16 protein-coding genes are annotated in these 17,191 nt (G+C 68.2%); 11 read left to right on the plus strand and 5 right to left on the minus strand.

What is annotated here, in order from left to right; translation table 11 throughout:
* The first annotated feature begins 2 nt into the window (after positions 1-2).
* From KIH31_RS12690 to KIH31_RS12705, 4 genes are all read left to right on the plus strand, one after another.
* Positions 3-749, plus strand: a complete 747-nt coding sequence (locus KIH31_RS12690; RefSeq protein ID WP_214427499.1) for a ThuA domain-containing protein — start codon at positions 3-5, stop codon at positions 747-749.
* On the plus strand, positions 746-1,891 hold the full coding sequence (locus KIH31_RS12695; RefSeq protein ID WP_214427500.1) for a Gfo/Idh/MocA family protein: 1,146 nt from the start codon (positions 746-748) through the stop codon (positions 1,889-1,891). The genes KIH31_RS12690 and KIH31_RS12695 overlap by 4 nt, the downstream gene beginning before the upstream one ends.
* A gap of 74 nt (positions 1,892-1,965) precedes the next feature.
* Positions 1,966-2,265, plus strand: coding sequence for a type II toxin-antitoxin system VapB family antitoxin (locus tag KIH31_RS12700; RefSeq protein ID WP_214427501.1), 300 nt, complete (start codon positions 1,966-1,968; stop codon positions 2,263-2,265).
* Entirely contained in the window at positions 2,258-2,956 is a 699-nt protein-coding gene (locus KIH31_RS12705) for a LytR C-terminal domain-containing protein (protein ID WP_214427502.1), read from the plus strand. Before KIH31_RS12700 ends, KIH31_RS12705 begins: the two co-directional genes overlap by 8 nt.
* A 4-nt stretch (positions 2,957-2,960) precedes the next feature.
* On the opposite strand, the gene KIH31_RS12710 is transcribed toward KIH31_RS12705, so the two are convergent.
* From KIH31_RS12710 to KIH31_RS12730, 5 genes are all read right to left on the minus strand, one after another.
* Positions 2,961-3,611, minus strand: a complete 651-nt coding sequence (locus tag KIH31_RS12710; RefSeq protein WP_214427503.1) for a TetR/AcrR family transcriptional regulator — start codon at positions 3,609-3,611, stop codon at positions 2,961-2,963.
* A gap of 113 nt (positions 3,612-3,724) precedes the next feature.
* The gene (locus tag KIH31_RS12715) at positions 3,725-4,726 is read right to left on the minus strand and encodes a sugar phosphate isomerase/epimerase (protein WP_214427504.1); all 1,002 of its coding nucleotides are present in this window, start codon (positions 4,724-4,726) and stop codon (positions 3,725-3,727) included.
* 121 nt (positions 4,727-4,847) lie between these two features.
* Positions 4,848-5,996: a Gfo/Idh/MocA family protein gene (locus tag KIH31_RS12720; protein WP_214427505.1), complete on the minus strand. Its 1,149-nt coding sequence runs from the start codon at positions 5,994-5,996 to the stop codon at positions 4,848-4,850.
* 7 nt (positions 5,997-6,003) lie between these two features.
* On the minus strand, positions 6,004-7,125 hold the full coding sequence (locus tag KIH31_RS12725) for a Gfo/Idh/MocA family protein (RefSeq protein WP_214427506.1): 1,122 nt from the start codon (positions 7,123-7,125) through the stop codon (positions 6,004-6,006).
* Positions 7,122-7,859 (minus strand): sugar phosphate isomerase/epimerase, encoded by a 738-nt coding sequence (locus KIH31_RS12730; RefSeq protein ID WP_214427507.1) that lies wholly within the window; start codon positions 7,857-7,859, stop codon positions 7,122-7,124. The genes KIH31_RS12725 and KIH31_RS12730 overlap by 4 nt, the downstream gene beginning before the upstream one ends.
* Positions 7,860-8,055: 196 nt before the next feature.
* On the opposite strand from KIH31_RS12730, the gene KIH31_RS12735 reads away from it, so the two are divergent.
* The 7 genes from KIH31_RS12735 to KIH31_RS12765 all read left to right on the plus strand — a co-directional run bounded on the left by KIH31_RS12735 (position 8,056) and on the right by KIH31_RS12765 (position 17,171).
* A complete protein-coding gene (locus KIH31_RS12735) occupies positions 8,056-9,264 on the plus strand; it encodes an ROK family transcriptional regulator (protein ID WP_214427508.1) in 1,209 nt (402 codons plus the stop codon).
* Positions 9,265-9,339: 75 nt separating this feature from the next.
* Positions 9,340-10,371, plus strand: coding sequence for a LacI family DNA-binding transcriptional regulator (locus KIH31_RS12740; RefSeq protein ID WP_214427509.1), 1,032 nt, complete (start codon positions 9,340-9,342; stop codon positions 10,369-10,371).
* A gap of 287 nt (positions 10,372-10,658) precedes the next feature.
* Positions 10,659-11,978, plus strand: a complete 1,320-nt coding sequence (locus tag KIH31_RS12745; protein ID WP_214427510.1) for an ABC transporter substrate-binding protein — start codon at positions 10,659-10,661, stop codon at positions 11,976-11,978.
* Between the two features lie 82 nt (positions 11,979-12,060).
* Positions 12,061-13,035 carry a carbohydrate ABC transporter permease gene (locus KIH31_RS12750; RefSeq protein WP_214427511.1) on the plus strand — a complete coding sequence of 325 codons (975 nt, stop codon included), beginning with the start codon at positions 12,061-12,063 and terminating at the stop codon, positions 13,033-13,035.
* On the plus strand, positions 13,028-13,867 hold the full coding sequence (locus KIH31_RS12755) for a carbohydrate ABC transporter permease (RefSeq protein ID WP_214427512.1): 840 nt from the start codon (positions 13,028-13,030) through the stop codon (positions 13,865-13,867). Before KIH31_RS12750 ends, KIH31_RS12755 begins: the two co-directional genes overlap by 8 nt.
* A gap of 20 nt (positions 13,868-13,887) precedes the next feature.
* Entirely contained in the window at positions 13,888-15,807 is a 1,920-nt protein-coding gene (locus KIH31_RS12760) for a cellulase family glycosylhydrolase (RefSeq protein ID WP_214427513.1), read from the plus strand.
* A 134-nt stretch (positions 15,808-15,941) separates the two neighbouring features.
* Complete coding sequence (locus KIH31_RS12765; RefSeq protein WP_214427514.1) at positions 15,942-17,171, plus strand: CynX/NimT family MFS transporter; 1,230 nt, start codon at positions 15,942-15,944, stop codon at positions 17,169-17,171.
* Positions 17,172-17,191: the final 20 nt, after the last annotated feature.

Consider the following 17,191-nt stretch of genomic DNA (forward strand, 5'->3'; position numbering starts at 1 on the left):
CCATGTCAGCCGCGAACCTGTCCATCACCGTCTGGAACGAGGGCGTGCACGAGGCCCGCAACGAGCCGGCGAGCATGGCCGTGAACTATCCCGACGGCATCCACGGCGCGATTGCGCAGGGGCTGGCCGGGCACTTTCCGGAGGCCAGCATCCGCACCGCGGTGCTGGCCGACGAGGAGCACGGTCTCAGCGAGGAGGTGCTCGCTGAGACCGATGTGCTGCTCTGGTGGGGCCACATTGCCCACGACCAGGTGAGCGACGCCGTCGTCGAGCGCGTGCAGCGGCATGTGCTGGGCGGCATGGGGCTCCTGGTGCTTCACTCGGGGCACTTCTCCAAAATCTTTACCCGGCTGCTGGGCACCACCTGCTCCCTGCTGTGGCGCAACGAAGCGGAGCGGGAGCTCGTCTGGAGCGTGAACCCCACCCACCCGATCGCCGAGGGCATCGAGAGTCCGGTCATCATCCCCGAGCAGGAGATGTACGGTGAGTTCTTCGACATTCCCGCCCCGGACGAGCTCGTCTTCATCAGCTCCTTCGACGGCGGCGAAGTCTTCCGCTCCGGGGTCACCTTCAGCCGCGGCAAGGGGCGCATCTTCTACTTCAGCCCCGGGGACCAGGAGTACCCGGTCTACCACCAGGCCCAGATCCGGCAGATCCTGGCCAACGGTGTGAAGTGGGCTGCGCAGCCCGGTATCGAGCGGGTTGCGCCGCAGGTGGGCAACGCGCAGCGCGGCTGGTTCGGCGCATGAGCGGTCCCGGGGGAGCAGCCCGGCTGCGCGTCGCCGTCGTGGGGGCCGGCATGATCGGCGAGGTCCACCGCCGCGCCGCCGTGCTGGCCGGCGCCGAGCTCGCCGGCGTCATGGCCTCCAGCCCGGAACGTTCCCGCGAGGCGGCCGCCGCCTGGCGCACCCAGGCCTTTGGCGACATTGACGCCGTGGCGGCCTCCGACGTCGACGTCGTCCACATCTGTACGCCCAACAGCACCCACACGCCGTACGTGCTGCGGCTGCTCGAGGCCGGCAAGCACGTCATCTGCGAGAAGCCGCTGGCGACCAGCACGGCCGACGCCGAACGCATGGCAGTTGCCGCCGCCGAAGCCGGCGTCGTCGCGGCCGTCCCCTTCGTGTACCGCTACCACCCGCTGGTGCGCGAGATCAGGGCGCGGCGGCAGGCCGGGGAGTTCGGGCCGTGGAACCTGCTGCATGGTTCCTATCTGCAGGACTGGCTGCTCTCCCCGGATGCGTCCAGCTGGCGGGTTGATCCGGCGGCGGGCGGCGCCTCCCGCGCCTTCGGCGACATCGGCTCGCACTGGTGCGACCTGGTGGAATGGGTCAGCGGTGAACGGTTCACGTCGCTGACCGCGCAGACCTCGATCACCGTGCCGGAGCGTCCCGCAGGTTCCGGAGCCTCCTTCGGCGGCGAGTCCTCCGGCGACCGCGTGCCCGTGCAGACCGAGGACGCTGCCGCCCTGCTCCTGCGCACCGGCACGGGAGTCCTGGCCTCCGCGACCGTGTCGCAGGTCTCCGCCGGGCGTAAGAACAGGCTCTGGTTCGAACTGGACGGAGCGCTCGGCAGCGCCGTCTTCGACCAGGAAAATCCCGAGCAGATCTGGCTCGGCGGCGAGGAAGGCAGCCGGCTGCTGGTGCGCGATCCGGCGCACGGCTCGGCGGAGCAGCGCCGGCTGTCCGTGCTGCCGGGCGGGCACGCACAGGGCTACGCGCAGTGTTTTGAGGCGTTCGTCGCGGATACATACGACGCCGTCGCCGGGGGCAAGCCCGAAGGCCTGCCCACCTTCCAGGACGGGGTGCGCTCGGCCCGCATCGTTGAGGCGGTGCTCGCCTCCGCCGCATCAGGGCGGTGGACCGAGGTCGGCGGCGGGTCGCTGTCGTAACCGTTTGGACACAACCGGCGGCCACGCGGGCGTTTTTCTTTCGCCTGCCGAACGTTCTTCCATAAGCTGGGCTGGTGATCTTCAAAGCTGTGGGCGACGGCAGGCCCTATCCCGACCATGGATACCAGACCCCCAAGGACTGGGCGGCGGTCCCTCCGCGCCAGGTGAGGCTCGACGAGCTGGTTACCACGAAGCGGACCCTGGACCTGGAAGCTCTGCTCGCGGAAGACTCCACCTTCTTCGGCGACCTGTTCCCGCACGTCGTGCAGTGGAAAGGCACGCTGTACCTGGAGGACGGCCTGCACCGGGCGGTCAGGACGGCGCTGCATCAGCGCACGGTCCTGCACGCCAGGGTGCTGGTGATAGATGACTGAAGGCCCGGCGGACGAGAGGGCGCGGCGTAAAGCGGAGCGGCGCGACCCGGACTACTACCACGGACACCATGTGGTCAACGGCGACTACCTGCGTGAGGTGTTCGCCGAGGACCCCGGACAAACCCGGAACCCGGTCCGGTTCCGGCACCGGCTCACCCACGCCATCGTCCTGACCTTCCTGGTGGTGCTGCTGGTCTCCGCCGGGCTCACCGCGCTCGCCGTGTCCCGCGGGGACCTGAAGCTGCCGTTCCTGGAGCCTTCCGCGGCGCCGGCGCCCGCGCAGACCTGCCCTACGGCCACGTTCCGGTACCTGCCCAACAAGAATGTGACCGTCAACGTTTTCAACGGCACATTCCAGGAGGGCCGCGCCGCCTCCGTCGCGGCCCAGTTGAAGGCCCGCGGATACAAGATCGGCAAGGTCGGCAACAAGCCGACCGGTTCCCAGCGCGCCGCCGTGATCGTGTCCGGGCCGGCCGGGCAGGCGGCCGCCTACAACCTGCAGCGCAACATCGCTGGCACCGAGTACGTGGCCGACCGGCGCTCCGACGCCTCCGTGGATGTGGTGCTTGCTCCCGGCTATTCCGGGCTGGTCAAGGCCGAACGGGTGGACCAAAGCCAGGGCCGGCTCTCCTGCCCGCAGCTCTCGCCGTCGCCTGCGGCCACGTCGAAGGCTTCCCCCAAGGGCAAGTGACGCGCTAGGCGCTCTGCGCGGGAACCGTTCGGATCGGCTTGCCCGCCGCGTCGAACCGGGCGCCCACGCCGGACTGGATGAAGCGGACGGTGGAAGCAATGTGCTTTTCCTGGGCGTCCGTGTCCTCATCCGCCTGGCCGCGGGCCGCCGTCGCCGTCAGCGAGCCGTGCACCAGCTGGGCCAGCGCCCCGATGTCCGACGGCGGCAGGTAGCCCTCGCGGACGCCGTCGCGCAGGATGTCCTGCAACAGGGTGTTCAGGTCCCCGACATGCACAGCGAGCTTGCCGAAGGATTCCGGGGAGAGCACTGAGCGCATCGCGGGCCCGGGCGGGAGGTGGCGCCGGGTCAGGTCCTCAATCTGGGCACGGACGTACAGTGCGAGCCGGTCCACCGGATTGTCCAGGCGGCCGAGGTCGGCCTTGAGGTCCGCGAGGAAACGCTCGGTCTCGTCCAGGGCGTAGGCGACGAGCAGCTGCTCCATGTCCGCGTAGTAGTTGTAGACCGCGGTGCGCCCGACGCCGGCGTGCCGGGCGACGTCGGTCATGGTCAGACCGGGCAGGCCGCGGCTGAAAAGCAGGTCGCCGAAGGCCGCGAGGATCCGCTGCTGCGTGTGCTGCCGCTGGGCGGCATTCGTGCTGGCGGTGATCCGGGGCATACAGACACTTTAGCCCAGACTGTCACCAAAAGGTGCCGATTCTTCGGCCCGAACGGCCAGTTGCGGCGGCATTCCGCGCGCGGAGCTCACCACAACTGGCCGTTCGCGGGGCCTTAGTCCTGGTTGCTGAAGGCCGAGTCGAAGGACGCCGTCGGCTGCGGATAGTCGAACTTCCGCAGGTTGGCCAGGGCCTCGGGAGCCCCGTGCAGGCGGTCCATGCCAGCGTCTTCCCACTCCACGCTGATCGGGCCGTCGTAGCCGACGGCGTTCAGGGCCCGGAACGACGCTTCCCACGGCACGTCTCCGCGGCCGGCGGAGACAAAGTCCCATCCGCGGCGCGGGTCACCCCAAGGCAGGTGCGAGCCGAGACGGGTGTTTCGGCCGGTGATGCGGACCTTGATGTCCTTGCAGTCGACGTGGTAGATCCGGTCCTTGAAGTCCCAGATGAAGGAGACCGGGTCGATCTGCTGCCACATGAAGTGCGACGGGTCCCAGTTCAGGCCGAACGCGGGCCGGTGGCCGACAGCTTCGAGGGCGCGGACAGTGGTCCAGTAGTCGTAGGCGATTTCACCGGGGTGCACCTCATGGGCAAAGCGCACTCCGTGGTCGTCGAAGACGTCCAGGATCGGGTTCCAGCGGTCGGCGAAGTCCTGGTAGCCGGCGTCGATGACGGATTCCGGCACTGGCGGGAACATGGCGACGTACTGCCAGATGGAGGAGCCGGTGAAGCCGACCACCGTGTCCACCCCGAGGGCACGGGCGAGCTTGGCGGTGTTCTTCAGCTCCTCGGCTGCCCGGGTGCGCACACCCTCGGGGTCGCCGTCGCCCCAGACCTTGGAGCCGACGATGCCCTGGTGCCGGAAGTCGATCGGGTTGTCGCAGACCGCCTGGCCCTTGAGGTGGTTGGAGATGGCCCAGACCTTGAGGTTGTACTTGTCCAGCACGTCGAGCTTGGACTGGATGTAGTCCTTGTCGTCCCAGCGCCAGGCGTCAAGATGGTCCCCGGAGACGGCAATTTCGAGGCCGTCGTAGCCCCAGCCGGAGGCGAGCCGGGCGACTTCTTCGAACGGCAGGTCGGCCCACTGGCCGGTGAAGAGGGTGTAGGGGCGGGGCATGTACGGCTCCTTGGGGTGGTCGGCGGGCGAGGGGTCAGTTGTGGCGGGCTTCCGGCTCGGAAGCCCGCCACAACTGGCCGTTCGGCTGAGGTTCGGGAACGGACGGGCGGCGGAAGGGCCTCTAGCCCAACGGTACGGTGACGCTGTTGCTGGCTGCGGATTCCTCAATGGCGGCGAGGACCCGCTGCACCTGGAGGCCCTCCTCGAACGACGGCGACGGCGCGGTTCCGGCCGCAATGTGGTTGAGGAAGTCGCGGATCTGATGGGTGAACGTGTGCTCCCATCCGATGACGTGTCCCGGCGGCCACCACGCGGCCGCATACGGGTGGTCGGCTTCCGTGGTGAGGATCCGGGTGCTGCCGGCGGTCCGGCCCGGGACGCTGCCGTCGTAGAACTGCAGTTCGTTCGGGTTCTCCAGGTCGAAGGCGAGCGACCCGTGCGAGCCGTACACCTCCAGGCGCAGCGCGTTCTTCCGGCCGGAGGCGATCCGGGACACTTCCACCGAGCCGACGGCGCCGGAGCCCAGGCTCAGCGTGGCCCAGGCGGCGTCGTCGACCGTGACGGCTTCCGGACCGTCCGGGCCGGTCCGCTCGGTGACGAAGGTGTGCAGCCGCCCGGACACCGCGGTGGCGGCCGCACCGGTGAGGTGCTGGATCTGGTCGATGGCGTGCGAGGCGATGTCGCCCAGCGCGCCCGAGCCTGCGGTCTCCTTGCGCAGCCGCCAGCTCATCGGCGCTTCCGCGTCGGCCAGCCAGTCCTGCAGGTAGGAGGCACGCACCTGACGGATCGTGCCGAGCCGGCCCTCAGCGATGAGCTCCCGGGCCAGGGCCAGGGCGGGCACCCGCCGGTAGTTGAACCCGACCATGGACTGGACCCCGCGGGCGCGGGCGGCTGCCGCGGCTGCCACCATCGCCTCGGATTCGGCCAGCGTGTTGGCCAGCGGCTTCTCCACCAGCACGTGCTTGCCGGCCTCGAGGGCGGCGACGGCGATTTCCGCGTGGAGCCACCCCGGCGCGCAGATGTCGACAATGTCGATATCGTCGCGCCGGATCACCTCCTGCCAGTCGGTCGCCGCTTCCGCCCAGCCGTACCGGTGCGCGGCGGCCTTGACCGCCGCGCCGTCCCGGCCGACGAGGACCTGCTGGCTGAAGGTGGGCACGTCGAAGAACGCGCCCACGTTGCGCCACGCGTTCGAGTGGGCCTTGCCCATGAACGCATAACCGACCGCCGCCACACCCAGGGGGCGGCCCGGAGTGGTGTCCGTGCCCATGCCGTGCCTACAGCGTCGCCGCGTAGGGGTCCCAGTCCTCGGGCAGCGGCTCGGCGGCGGAAGCGCTGCTCTGCAGGCCCACGACTTCCCCGGACTGCACGGACTCGGAGATGGACACCATGGCGTCGAGCACGTGGTACGCCATTTCGCCCTGCGCCCGGTGCGGCCGGCCGGCCCGCAGGGCCCGCGCCATCTCCAGGACGCCGGAGCCGCGCGAGCTGGTGGCGCCGACGGAGTGGAAGGTTTCGGGCTCGTCCGAATCACGCCGGGTGATCGTGATGTCGCCGTCGAACATGTTCGGGTCCGGGAACGCGATGGTGGCCTCGGTGCCGGTGACCTCCACGAATCCGTGGCGCTTCAGCGGCGAATCGAAGCTGAAGATGCTCTGCGAGGACTCGCCGCTGGCGAACTGTGCCAGGGCGCTCACATGCGTGGGCACCGTGACTTCGAATTCCTCGCCCGCCCGCGGGCCGGATCCGATCACGCGGGTTTCGCGGGACTTGGAACCGAAGGCGGCAACGCGGGCAATCGGGCCGAAGGTCTGAACCAGCGTGGTGAGGTAGTAGGGCCCGATGTCGAAGAGGGGGCCGGCGCCTTCCTGGAACAGGAACGCCGGGTTCGGGTGCCAGGACTCCGGGCCGGGGGACTGCATGAGCGTCAGCGCGGTGAGCGGGATGCCGATGTCGCCGCGCTTGATCATCCGCAGCGCGGTCTGCAGGCCGGCCCCGAGGAAGGTGTCCGGCGCACAGCCCAGCCGCACCCCGGCGGCTTCGGCTGCCTTGAGCAGGCCGAGCCCGCTCTCGCGGTCCAGCGAGAACGGCTTCTCGCTCCATACGTGCTTGCCCGCGTTGACTGCCGCCGTGGCGATTTCCACGTGCGCAGTCGGAATCGTCAGATTCACGATGATTTCGACGTCGGGGTGCGACAGCGCCGCCTCCACCCCGCCGGACTGCTCAATTCCGAACTCCGCCGCGCGCTCCGCTGCGACATTCTCGAACATGTCGGCCACCACGTGGACCTTGACGTCCGGGAAGCTGGTGAGGTTCTTCAGGTATTCCTTGCTGATGACGCCGGCGCCGATGATGCCGACGCCGACGGGTCCGGTCCTGCCGGTTGGCTGCTGGCTCATGCGTTCTTTCCTGCCTTCAGGTAGGTGAGGCTGTCGGCGACGGCGTCGAAGATGTCCCCGCTGAAATCGTCGAGTTCCACCACTCCGACTTCCACGGACGCTGCCGCTTCGATGACGTCCCAGACCGGCATCTTGCCGGCGCCGACGGCGACCTGGTCCTTGTCTTCCTTGGTCAGCGGACCGTCCTTGATGTGGATGAACCTGACCCTGTCGCCGAGCCGGCGCAGCAGCGCGGCGGCGTCCTCGCCGCCGACAGCTGCCCAGTAGGTGTCCACTTCCAGCACGACCTCGGGATCGAGGTGCCCGGCGAGGACTTCAAGGGCGGCGCGGCCGCCGACCCGGGTCTCCAGCTCAAACTCGTGGTTGTGGTAGCCGACGCGGATGCCGTATTCGGCGCCCTTCCGGGCGGCGGCGTTCAGCGCCTCGGCCGTGGCCTTGATGTCCTCTTCTGTGGTCCACCGGGCGCGGTCCACGTGCGGGTCGATCACCGTGCCGATGCCGAGCTTGCGGGCGGCTTCGAAAATCTCGTCCTGGTCCGCGCGCAGCAGCGGCGCGTGGCCGCTCGGAGCGCTCAGCCCGTTGGCCCGCAGGGCCTCCGCGAGGGCGTCGGCGGTGGCCACGAAGTTGTAGGGCTCGACGGCGGCGTAGCCCAGGCCGGCCACCCGTGCGATGGTGCCGGGCAGGTCGGTTTCGAGCGGGCCGCGGACGGTGTACAGCTGGAGGGAATAGAGCACGGGCTCTCCTTGGGATCGTCATTGACCTGCGGGCTGCGGGACCCGAGGGATGGGGACTGCCGGAGCTTTGAAGGATTTCCGACGTCGTTCCTCAACCTAGGGCAGCTTTTGTCAGCGGTCAAGCAAAAGTCCGCCGTCATTTGTTGAACTTTCGGAATTGTGACAGGGAGAAGGGCGGCATGCTATTCCTTACTCCATGTCCACACCCCGTTTATCCGCGCCGTCCGGGGCCGAAGCCCCGGCTGCGGGCCTTTCGCGCGCAGGCGATCTCTTCCAGATCCTGCGCGACGGACGGGCCCGGACGCGGGCAGAACTGGCCGCGATGACCGGGCTGGCCCGCTCGACCGTGGCGGCCAAAGTGGACGCGCTCACGGCTTCGGGGCTGATCGGACCGGCCGGGGAGGCTGTGTCCTCCGGCGGCCGGCCGCCCTCCCGGTTTGCCTTCCAGCCCGCGGCAAAGGTGGTGCTGGCCGTCGATATCGGTGCCACGCACGCCCTGGTGGCGCTGACCGACCTTGGTGCCCGGGTGCTGGCCGAGGCGAGCGCCGCGATCGACGTCGCGGCGGGACCGCAGGCGGTGCTGGACCTGGTGTGCGGGCTCTGCACGCAGGTCCTGCGCGAGGGCGGCCGCCAGGCCCGGGAGCTCGCCGGCATCGGCATCGGCCTGCCGGGCCCGGTGGAACACTCCAGCGGCCGTCCCACCAACCCGCCCATCATGCCCGGCTGGGACGGGTTCGATGTGCCCGGCTATGTGCAGCGGACCTTTCCGGTGGACGTGCTGGTGGACAACGACGTCAACATCATGGCGCTGGGGGAACGTGCGGCCTACTGGCCGGAGGATGACAATCTGCTGTTCATCAAGGTGGCCACCGGCATCGGCGCCGGGATCGTCAGCAGCGGGGTGCTGCAGCGCGGCGCTGTCGGCACGGCGGGGGACCTGGGGCATGTGCGGGTCCCGCGCGGGGACACTGTGCTGTGCCGGTGCGGCAACTACGGCTGCCTGGAGGCGCTCGCGTCCGGCCCCGCGATTGCCGCGGCGCTGGCCCGGACGGGACTTGCCGCAGCCACCTCGGACGATGTCCTGCTGCTCGCACGGCAGGGAAACCTGCAGGCCATCCAGGCCCTGCGCCAGGCCGGCCGCGACGTCGGCGAAGTGCTGGCCATGTGCGTGAACCTGCTCAATCCCTCGGTAATCGTCATCGGAGGCCGGCTGGCTGCGGCGGGGGAACACCTCATTGCCGGTGTGCGCGAGGTCGTCTACCAGCGCTCACTGCCGCTGGCGACCTCGAGGCTGCGCATTGTGCAGTCGATGGCGGCGGACCAGGCGGGCGTCCTGGGCGCGAGCCGCATGGTGATCGACCATGTCCTTTCCGCCGACAGCGTCGAATCCCTGCTGGCTTCCTAACCTCCGGTCTTCTGGCCGTACTCTTGGTATTCGGGCGCCCGAACAGGTAGGGTGCAGTCACAGGGGAGGGCGGCCGTGGGCCGAGTCACGATCGCGGGCCTGGCCGAGCAGCTGGGGATCTCCAAGGCTTCCGTCTCCTACGCCCTGAACGGACAGCCGGGCGTCAGTGAGCAGACCCGGCAGAAGGTCCTCGATCTTGCTGCCGAGCTCGGGTGGTATCCCAGTTCCAGTGCCAGGGCCCTTTCGAAGTCCCGTGCGGGCGTGGTGGGCATCGTTCTCTCCCGCGAGCCCGAACTGATCGGCGCCGAGCCCTACTACATGAGCTTGATCGCCGGCATTGAATCGGTCCTGATCACGACCGAGATCAGCCTCCTGCTTCGCGTGGCCGGTGCCGAAGAAGGCAAGGACCTCGCCGTGTACCGGAGGTGGGCGGGGGAGCGCAGGGTTGACGGGGTGATCCTTTTTGACCATCTCATCCAGGATCCGCGCCCGGCCCTGCTGGACCGTCTCGGCCTGCCGTTCGTGCTGCACGGCACCTCAGCTCCGGATGCGCGGTTCGCATCGACGACGGCGGACCAGGCCGCGGACGCGGCGACCATCGTCGGGCATCTGCAGGCGTTGGGCCACCGGCGGATCGCCCACGTGACCGGGCCGCTGCGGCTGCTGCACGAACAGGCGCGGCAGTCGGCCGTGCGGCTCCATGCGCAGCGTGCGGGGATGGAGGTGCTCGACGTCGAGTCCGACTACACCGTCGACGGCGGCTCGCGCGCCGCAGAGGAGCTGCTCGGCGGCCCGGACAGGCCGACGGCGATCATCTTCGGCAACGACCTGATGGCGATGGGCGGGATCATGGCCGGGCGCCGGAACCGGACGGCGGTGCCCGGTGAGGTTTCACTGGTCAGCTGGGACGACTCCATGCTCTGTTGGATCGCGTCGCCGTCGGTGACCGCGCTGCAGCGCGACCCGGTGGAGCAGGGCCGGCAGTCGGCGCGCCTCCTGCTGGAAGTGATCGACGGCCATCAGCGCCGCAACATCCAGGCGGCCCCCAGTGCGCTGGTTCCGCGCGAGAGCACGGCGCCTCCTGCCGCACCCGGGCCCCGTCCGTGACAACGGATCCGGGCCGGGATCCGTTGGTTAACTGAACCGGTTAGGTTACACTCGTCACATTGCCGGAGACCACCCCGGCCGCGTCCGAAAGGCCCAGAATCCGCCCCGGGACGCCGGCAACGGCGTCGTGTGGATACTGCACGCCCATCTTTCATTTTTCGGACGCTAAAAGAAGACAAAGAGTTGGCATCTTTTGATTGACGCCCGGCAGAAGTTCCTTTAGCTTGAAGACATGCCGGCTCCCTGGCTCAAACAGGCGCACTTTGAACAGACAAGGAAGTCATGAAGTGAAAATTCGTACCCTCGCCGCGACTGCGGCGATCGCGGCCCTGGCGCTGACCACCGCAGCATGCGGCGGCGGCAGCAACAGCAGCAGCTCCAGCTCCTCCGACAGCTCCGGGGGGAAGACCCTCACCTACTGGGCCAGCAACCAGGGCACCAGCTTGGACAACGACAAGGAGGTGCTGACGCCGCAGCTGCAGAAGTTCCAGCAGCAGACCGGCATCAAGGTAAACCTCGAGGTCATCGGCTGGAACGACCTGCAGACCCGCATCCAGACGGCGGTGACCTCCGGCCAGGCCCCCGACGTCGTCAACATCGGCAACACATGGGCCGCGTCGCTGCAGTCGACCGGGGCGTTCATGCCCTTCGACAGCAGTGCCCTCGACGCCATCGGCGGCAAGGACAAGTTCGTTAAGACCGCGCTCGACACGGGTGGTGCGCCCGGCCAGGACCCGACATCCGTGCCTCTTTACGGCCTGGCCTACGGCCTCTACTACAACAAGGCCATGTTCTCCTCCGCCGGGCTGAAACCGCCGACGACCTGGGAAGAGCTCGTCACGGACGCCAAGAAGCTCACCAGCGGCGACAAGTACGGCTTCGCCCTTGCGGCCGGCAGCTACACCGAGAACTCGCACTTCGCCTTCATCAACGCGGCGCAGAACGGCGCCGACCTCTTTGACTCCAGCGGAAAGCCCACCTTCACCTCCGATGGCGTGGTCAACGGCATCAAGCGCTACCTGGACCTGATGCAGACGGACAAGGTTGTCAACGTTTCCAACGTCCAGTACGACAACGGCACCAAGGCCGTGAACGACTTCGCCACCCGCAAGGTCGCCATGATCCTGAACCAGAACAACGCCGACAACAGCATCCAGGCCAACGGTATGAAGTCCAGCGAGTACGGAGTGGTTCCCTTCCCGGCTCCGGAAGGCAGCGCCACCAAGGTTGCCAGCCACGTCGCCGGCATCAACCTCTCGATCTTCAAGAACACGAAGAACAAGGATGCGGCACTGCAGTTCGTGAAGTTCATGACCAGCCCGGAGACGCAGACGGCGCTGGACAAGAAGTTCACCGCGCTGCCGGTGCTCAAGGACGCCACCCCGAACTTCACCGACAACGCTGAAGAGGCCAAGACCTTCGCGGACATCTACGCCACCAAGTCCAAGCCGCTGCCGCTGGTCGCCTCCGAGGACCAGTTCGAAAGCACCGTCGGCAAGGCCATGAACCAGATGTTCGCCAAGATCGCCTCGGGCGGCACCGTCAGCACGAGCGACATCCGCTCGGCCCTCGACACCGCCCAGCAGCAGGTCGCGGCGGCCGGATAGCTTCCGCAGAAGGGCGGGCCGCCCCCTGGTGGCCCGCCCTTCCGTGCACGTCCGGACAATCACAGAAAGGGGAGTGCCTCGTATGTCCGCTGCGACTGCTGCTCCAACAACACCCAAGGCTGCAGGACACCGGGCCGGCAAGCCGCGCAGGCCACGGCCCGCCGGCTGGTGGCTGCCGTACGCGCTCCTGGCCCCCGCCGTCATCTTCGAACTCCTGATCCACGTCATCCCGATGTTCACCGGCATCTGGATGAGCTTCATCAAACTCACCAAGGCCTTCATCGCCAACTGGGGCAATGCCCCCGTCACGGGTGTCGCCAACTACAACGTGGCGCTCGACTTCAACGGCGCGGTGGGCGCCGGCCTGCTGCGGTCCTTCCTCGTCACCTGCGCCTTCACCCTCCTGGTGGTGGCAATCTCCTGGGTGCTGGGCATGGCGGCAGCCGTGGCCCTGCAGAAGAACTTCTGGGGCCGCGGGTTCATCCGCACCCTGTTCCTCGTCCCGTACGCCCTGCCGATGTACGCCGGCATCATCGCGTGGAAATTCATGCTCCAAAAGGACACCGGGGCGATCAACCACTTCTTCTACGACAACCTCCACCTCGGCGGCGACAAGCCGTTCTGGCTGATCGGCGACAACGCGTTCATCTCCGTGGTCATCGTGGCCATCTGGCGGCTCTGGCCCTTCGCCTTCCTGATGCTGATGGCCGGCCTGCAGTCCATCCCTTCCGACGTCTACGAGGCATCCGCCGTCGACGGCGCGAAGCCGTTCCGGCAGTGGCGTTCCATCACGCTGCCGATGCTCAGGCCCGTGAACATGGTGCTGATCCTGGTCATGTTCCTGTGGACCTTCAACGACTTCAACACCCCGTTCGTGCTGTTCGGCAACGGCCAGCCGCCGGCCGGGGACCTGATCTCGTTCCACATCTACAACGCCTCGTTCCTGACCTGGAACTTCGGCTCGGGAGCGGCCATGTCGGTGCTGCTCCTGCTTTTCCTGCTGCTCGTCTCGGGCATCTACCTGATTGTGCTGAACCGGAGGTCGCACCGTGCGTGAAACACAGGGAGCCAGAATCTTCCGCATCGTGGTGGTCGCCATCCTGGTGGTCTTCACCGTGGTGCCCATCTACGTCATGGTGACCTCTGCACTGAAGCCTCTCAGCGATGTTCAGGGCCCGTTCAGCTGGTGGCCGTCTTCGATCACCTTCACGCCGTTCGTCGAGATGTGGAAAACGGTGCCGCTGGCCAGCTACTTCGTCAACAGCCTGATCGTGGCAGGAGCGGCGACGGTGATCAGCCTCATCATCGCCGTCTTCGCCTCCTTCGCCATTTCCCGCTACCGGTTCCTCGGCCGGTCGATCTTCTCCACCACCGTGCTCTCGACCCAGATGTTCCCGGGCGTGCTGTTCCTGCTGCCGCTGTTCCTGATCTTCGTGAACATCAACACGGCCACCGGGATCCAGCTCGTGGGCACCCGCGGCGGCCTGATCATCACCTACCTCACGTTCTCGCTCCCGTTCTCCATCTGGATGCTGGCCGGCTACTTCGACGGGATCCCGCACGACCTGGACGAGGCCGCGAAGGTGGACGGGTGCGGGCCGATGGGGGCGCTCATCCGCGTGGTCCTGCCGGCGGCGCGTCCGGGCCTGATTGCGGTGGCCATTTACAGCTTCATGACCTCCTGGGGTGAAGTGCTCTTCGCCTCGGTGATGACCACTGATGCCAACCGCACGCTGGCCGTCGGCCTGCAGCTCTACTCGACCCAGACCAACGTCTACTGGAACCAGATCATGGCGGCGTCGCTGGTGGTCAGTGTCCCGGTGGTGGTCGGGTTCCTGCTGCTGCAGCGAAACTTTGTCGCCGGCCTCACCGCCGGCGCGGTGAAGTGACCGAAGGAAAGGGCACCTTCATGCAACGACATTTCGAAATGGTCCAGGGCCCGGACGGAACCGCCGTCTGGCTCGGCGCCAACTTCTGGTCCCGCACCGGCGGTCCGCTCATGTGGCGCAACTACGACGGCGCCGTGGTGCGCGAGGAGCTGAAGGTCCTCGCCGACAACGGGCTCAACCTGACGCGTTCCTTCTTCTACTGGCCGGACTTCCAGCCCGCCCCGGACACGGTGGACGAGGAATCGTGTTCGCACTTCGAGGACTTCCTCGACGCGCACATCGAGGCCGGGATGACGACGATTCCGACCTTCATCGTCGGGCACATGTCCGGGGAGAACTGGGACCCGGCGTGGCGGGCCGGCCGCAACCTCTACACCGATGTTTGGTTCGTGAACCGCCAGGCCTGGTACATCAAGACGCTGACCGCGCGATACGCCGCTCATCAGGCGGTTGCCGGGTGGCTCATCACCAACGAGATGCCGATCTACGGCGGCGAAGCGAGCCGGCCCGAGGTCGCCGCCTGGGCGGAGCTGATGGTCAATGCGGTCCGGGCAGGAGGCGGCAGTCAGCCGGTGTCCGTGGGCGACGGCGCGTGGGGCATCGAGACCACCGGCCATGACAACGGGTTCACCATCCGGGATCTGGCCCCGTTCGTCGACTTCGTCGGCCCGCACGTCTACCGGATGGAATCCGACGTCGTCCGCCAGCACCTGAAGGCCGCGTTCGTCTGCGAGATGTCCGCCATCAGCGGCCAGCCCGTGGTGATGGAGGAATTCGGGCTCTCCAGCGACTTCGTCTCCGCCGAGAATGCCGGCCACTACTACCGTCAACTGCTGCACAACACGCTGCTCGCCGGTGCGACGGGCTGGATCGCGTGGAACAACACCGACTACGACCACATCATCACCCAGCGGCCCTACAGCCACCACCCGTTCGAGCTGCATTTCGGCATCACCGACGCCGAGGGTGCACCCAAACCGGCGCTGCGGGAGCTGAAGGCCTTCGGCGGGACGCTTGCGGCCATCGACCTGCCGCGGCTGAAGCGGTCCGAGGTCTCCGCGGCGCTGGTGCTCACGTCCTACCTTGCCGCGGACTACCCCTTCACGGAGGAGGCCGAACGCGAGCTGGTGGTCAAGACAGCCGAGCAGGCCTACGTGGCCGCACACGAGGCGCACCTGCCTGTCGCCGTCGTCCGCGAGGCCGAGGACGGGCCACTGCCGGAGGGCTACGGGCTGTACCTGCTGCCCTCGATCAAGGCGCTCACCGGCCCGTCCTGGGCGCAGCTTCCGGGGCTGGCCGCCGGGGGCGCCACCGTCTACGCCTCCTACTGCGTCGGCGAGACCGGGACCCAGCGCGGGCCGTGGTGGATCCGCACCGAGGAACTTTTCGGCGTGGAGCGGCAGCTGGTGTACGGGCTGAACAACCCCATCCGGGACGACGTCGTCGAATTCACCTTCACCGAGGACTTCGGGGGCATCAGGGCCGGCGGGACGCTGCGCTTCCGCGCCGCCGGGAACGAACACTCGCGCGCCTTCCTGCCGGTGAAGGAAACGGACGGCACCGTGGTCGCCCGCGACCAGCATGGCAACCCGGCGGTGGTGGTGAAGCGCCACGGCGAGGGCCGGGCCGTGCTGTGCACCTATCCGCTGGAGTACATGGCTTCCGTCCAGGGCGCCGTCAACCCGGAGGAAAGCTACCGGCTGTACGAGGCGCTCGCGGACGTGGCTGGCATCCGGCCGCCGGTCGAGGTCCCGGACCCACTGGTGTTCGTGGACTCCCTGATACACGAAGACGGACGCAGGTTCATCGTGCTGGTCAGCCAGCACAGCGAGCCGGTCGAGGTGCCGCTCAAGGCTGAGCGCGCCCTCCGAACGCTCGACGGCGCGGAGGCCGCCAGCGTCGCGCTCGCACCCTACGGGGTGGCGGTACTCCAGGGCTGACCCGGGCGGAGCCGGATAGGCCGCGGTCCAGCAGGCGGGCGGAGAGGAAACCTCCGCCCGCCTGCTGGCAGAATGGAGAAATCCTATAGGACCGCTTCCGAGGGGATCTCCATGCTCAGCGAAACCCGGCCGTCGTGAAGGCGCTGCTCCGGCGCCGGCCGGGATGGGTGCTGCTCGCCTGCATCGGACTCGTCGCCCTGAGCCTGCGCGGCCCCATCGTAGCGATTGCGCCGGCGGTCGGCGTCCTGCGCCGGGAACTGGGGATGTCCTCGGCGGAGGCGGGCCTGCTCACCAGCATCCCCGTGCTCTGCTTCGCGCTTGCGGCGCCCCTCGCGGCGCTCGTCATCAAGCGTTTCGGCGCCGAACTGGCGATCACCCTGACACTGCTGGGAGTCCTGGTAGGCGTCTGCGTGCGCTCGGCAGGCGGCGCAGGCGTTGCGATGGTGGGGACGGTGCTGATCGGCCTGGCCATCACGCTGGGCAACATCACGGTGCCGCTGATCATCCGCCGCGACTTCCCGCAGCACCGGCATGCGACTGCCACCGGGGTCTACACCGCGGCCCTAAACATCGGGTCCATGCTCACGTCGCTGCTCACCGCCCCGCTGGCGGACGCTTTGGGCTGGCGGCTCGCGCTCGCCGCCAGCGCCGTGTTCATCGTCGCGGGGGCCGTGAGCTGGGTCGCCGCCATCGGACCACGGCTGGCCCTGCGGGCCTCCGCGCCCGAGCAGTCGAAGGAACCCGGCCGACCGCGGCTGCCGGGCGGACGCTGGATCGTCGCGGGGCTGACGGCCGGCTTTGCGGGGCAGGCCTTCGCCTACTACGGCGTGACGGCGTGGCTGCCCACCTACCTCTCGGAGGTCACCGACATGACGGCGGTCCAGGCGGGAGCCGGGTCGTCCTTGTTCCAGGTCCTGGCCATCGTCGGCGGGCTCGGCGTTCCCTTGGCCGCGCGACGGCTTCGCACGGCGACCATCGCGGTCGTGCTGGGCATCCTGTGGGCGGCCGTTCCGCTCGGCCTGCTGTTCGCGCCGGGTCTGTGGTGGCTCTGGACCGTGGCCGGCGGCATCGCCCAGGGCGGCGGCATCACCACGATCTTCATCGGTATCATCGAGTTCGCGCACGACAATGCCGCTGCCGGTCGGATATCCGCTGTGGTCCAGGGAGTGGGGTACGGTTTTGGAGCGCTCTCAGCCACAGTGGTCGGCTTCGTGCACACCGCGGCCGGGTCCTGGCCCGCTCCGCTGCTGGTGATTCTCGCCGCCGTCCTCGCCTTCGCGGGCTGCACGACCTTCTCGGTGCGGAGCATTGCCCGGCGCGCCGGGCGCGAACGTGCTGGTGTGCCGGAGCCGGCAGGCAGCTAAGGGCTTGGTCCCCGGAAAGG

Source organism: Paenarthrobacter sp. DKR-5, assembly GCF_018531425.1.
In the GTDB taxonomy this organism is placed as follows: Bacteria; Actinomycetota; Actinomycetes; order Actinomycetales; family Micrococcaceae; genus DKR-5.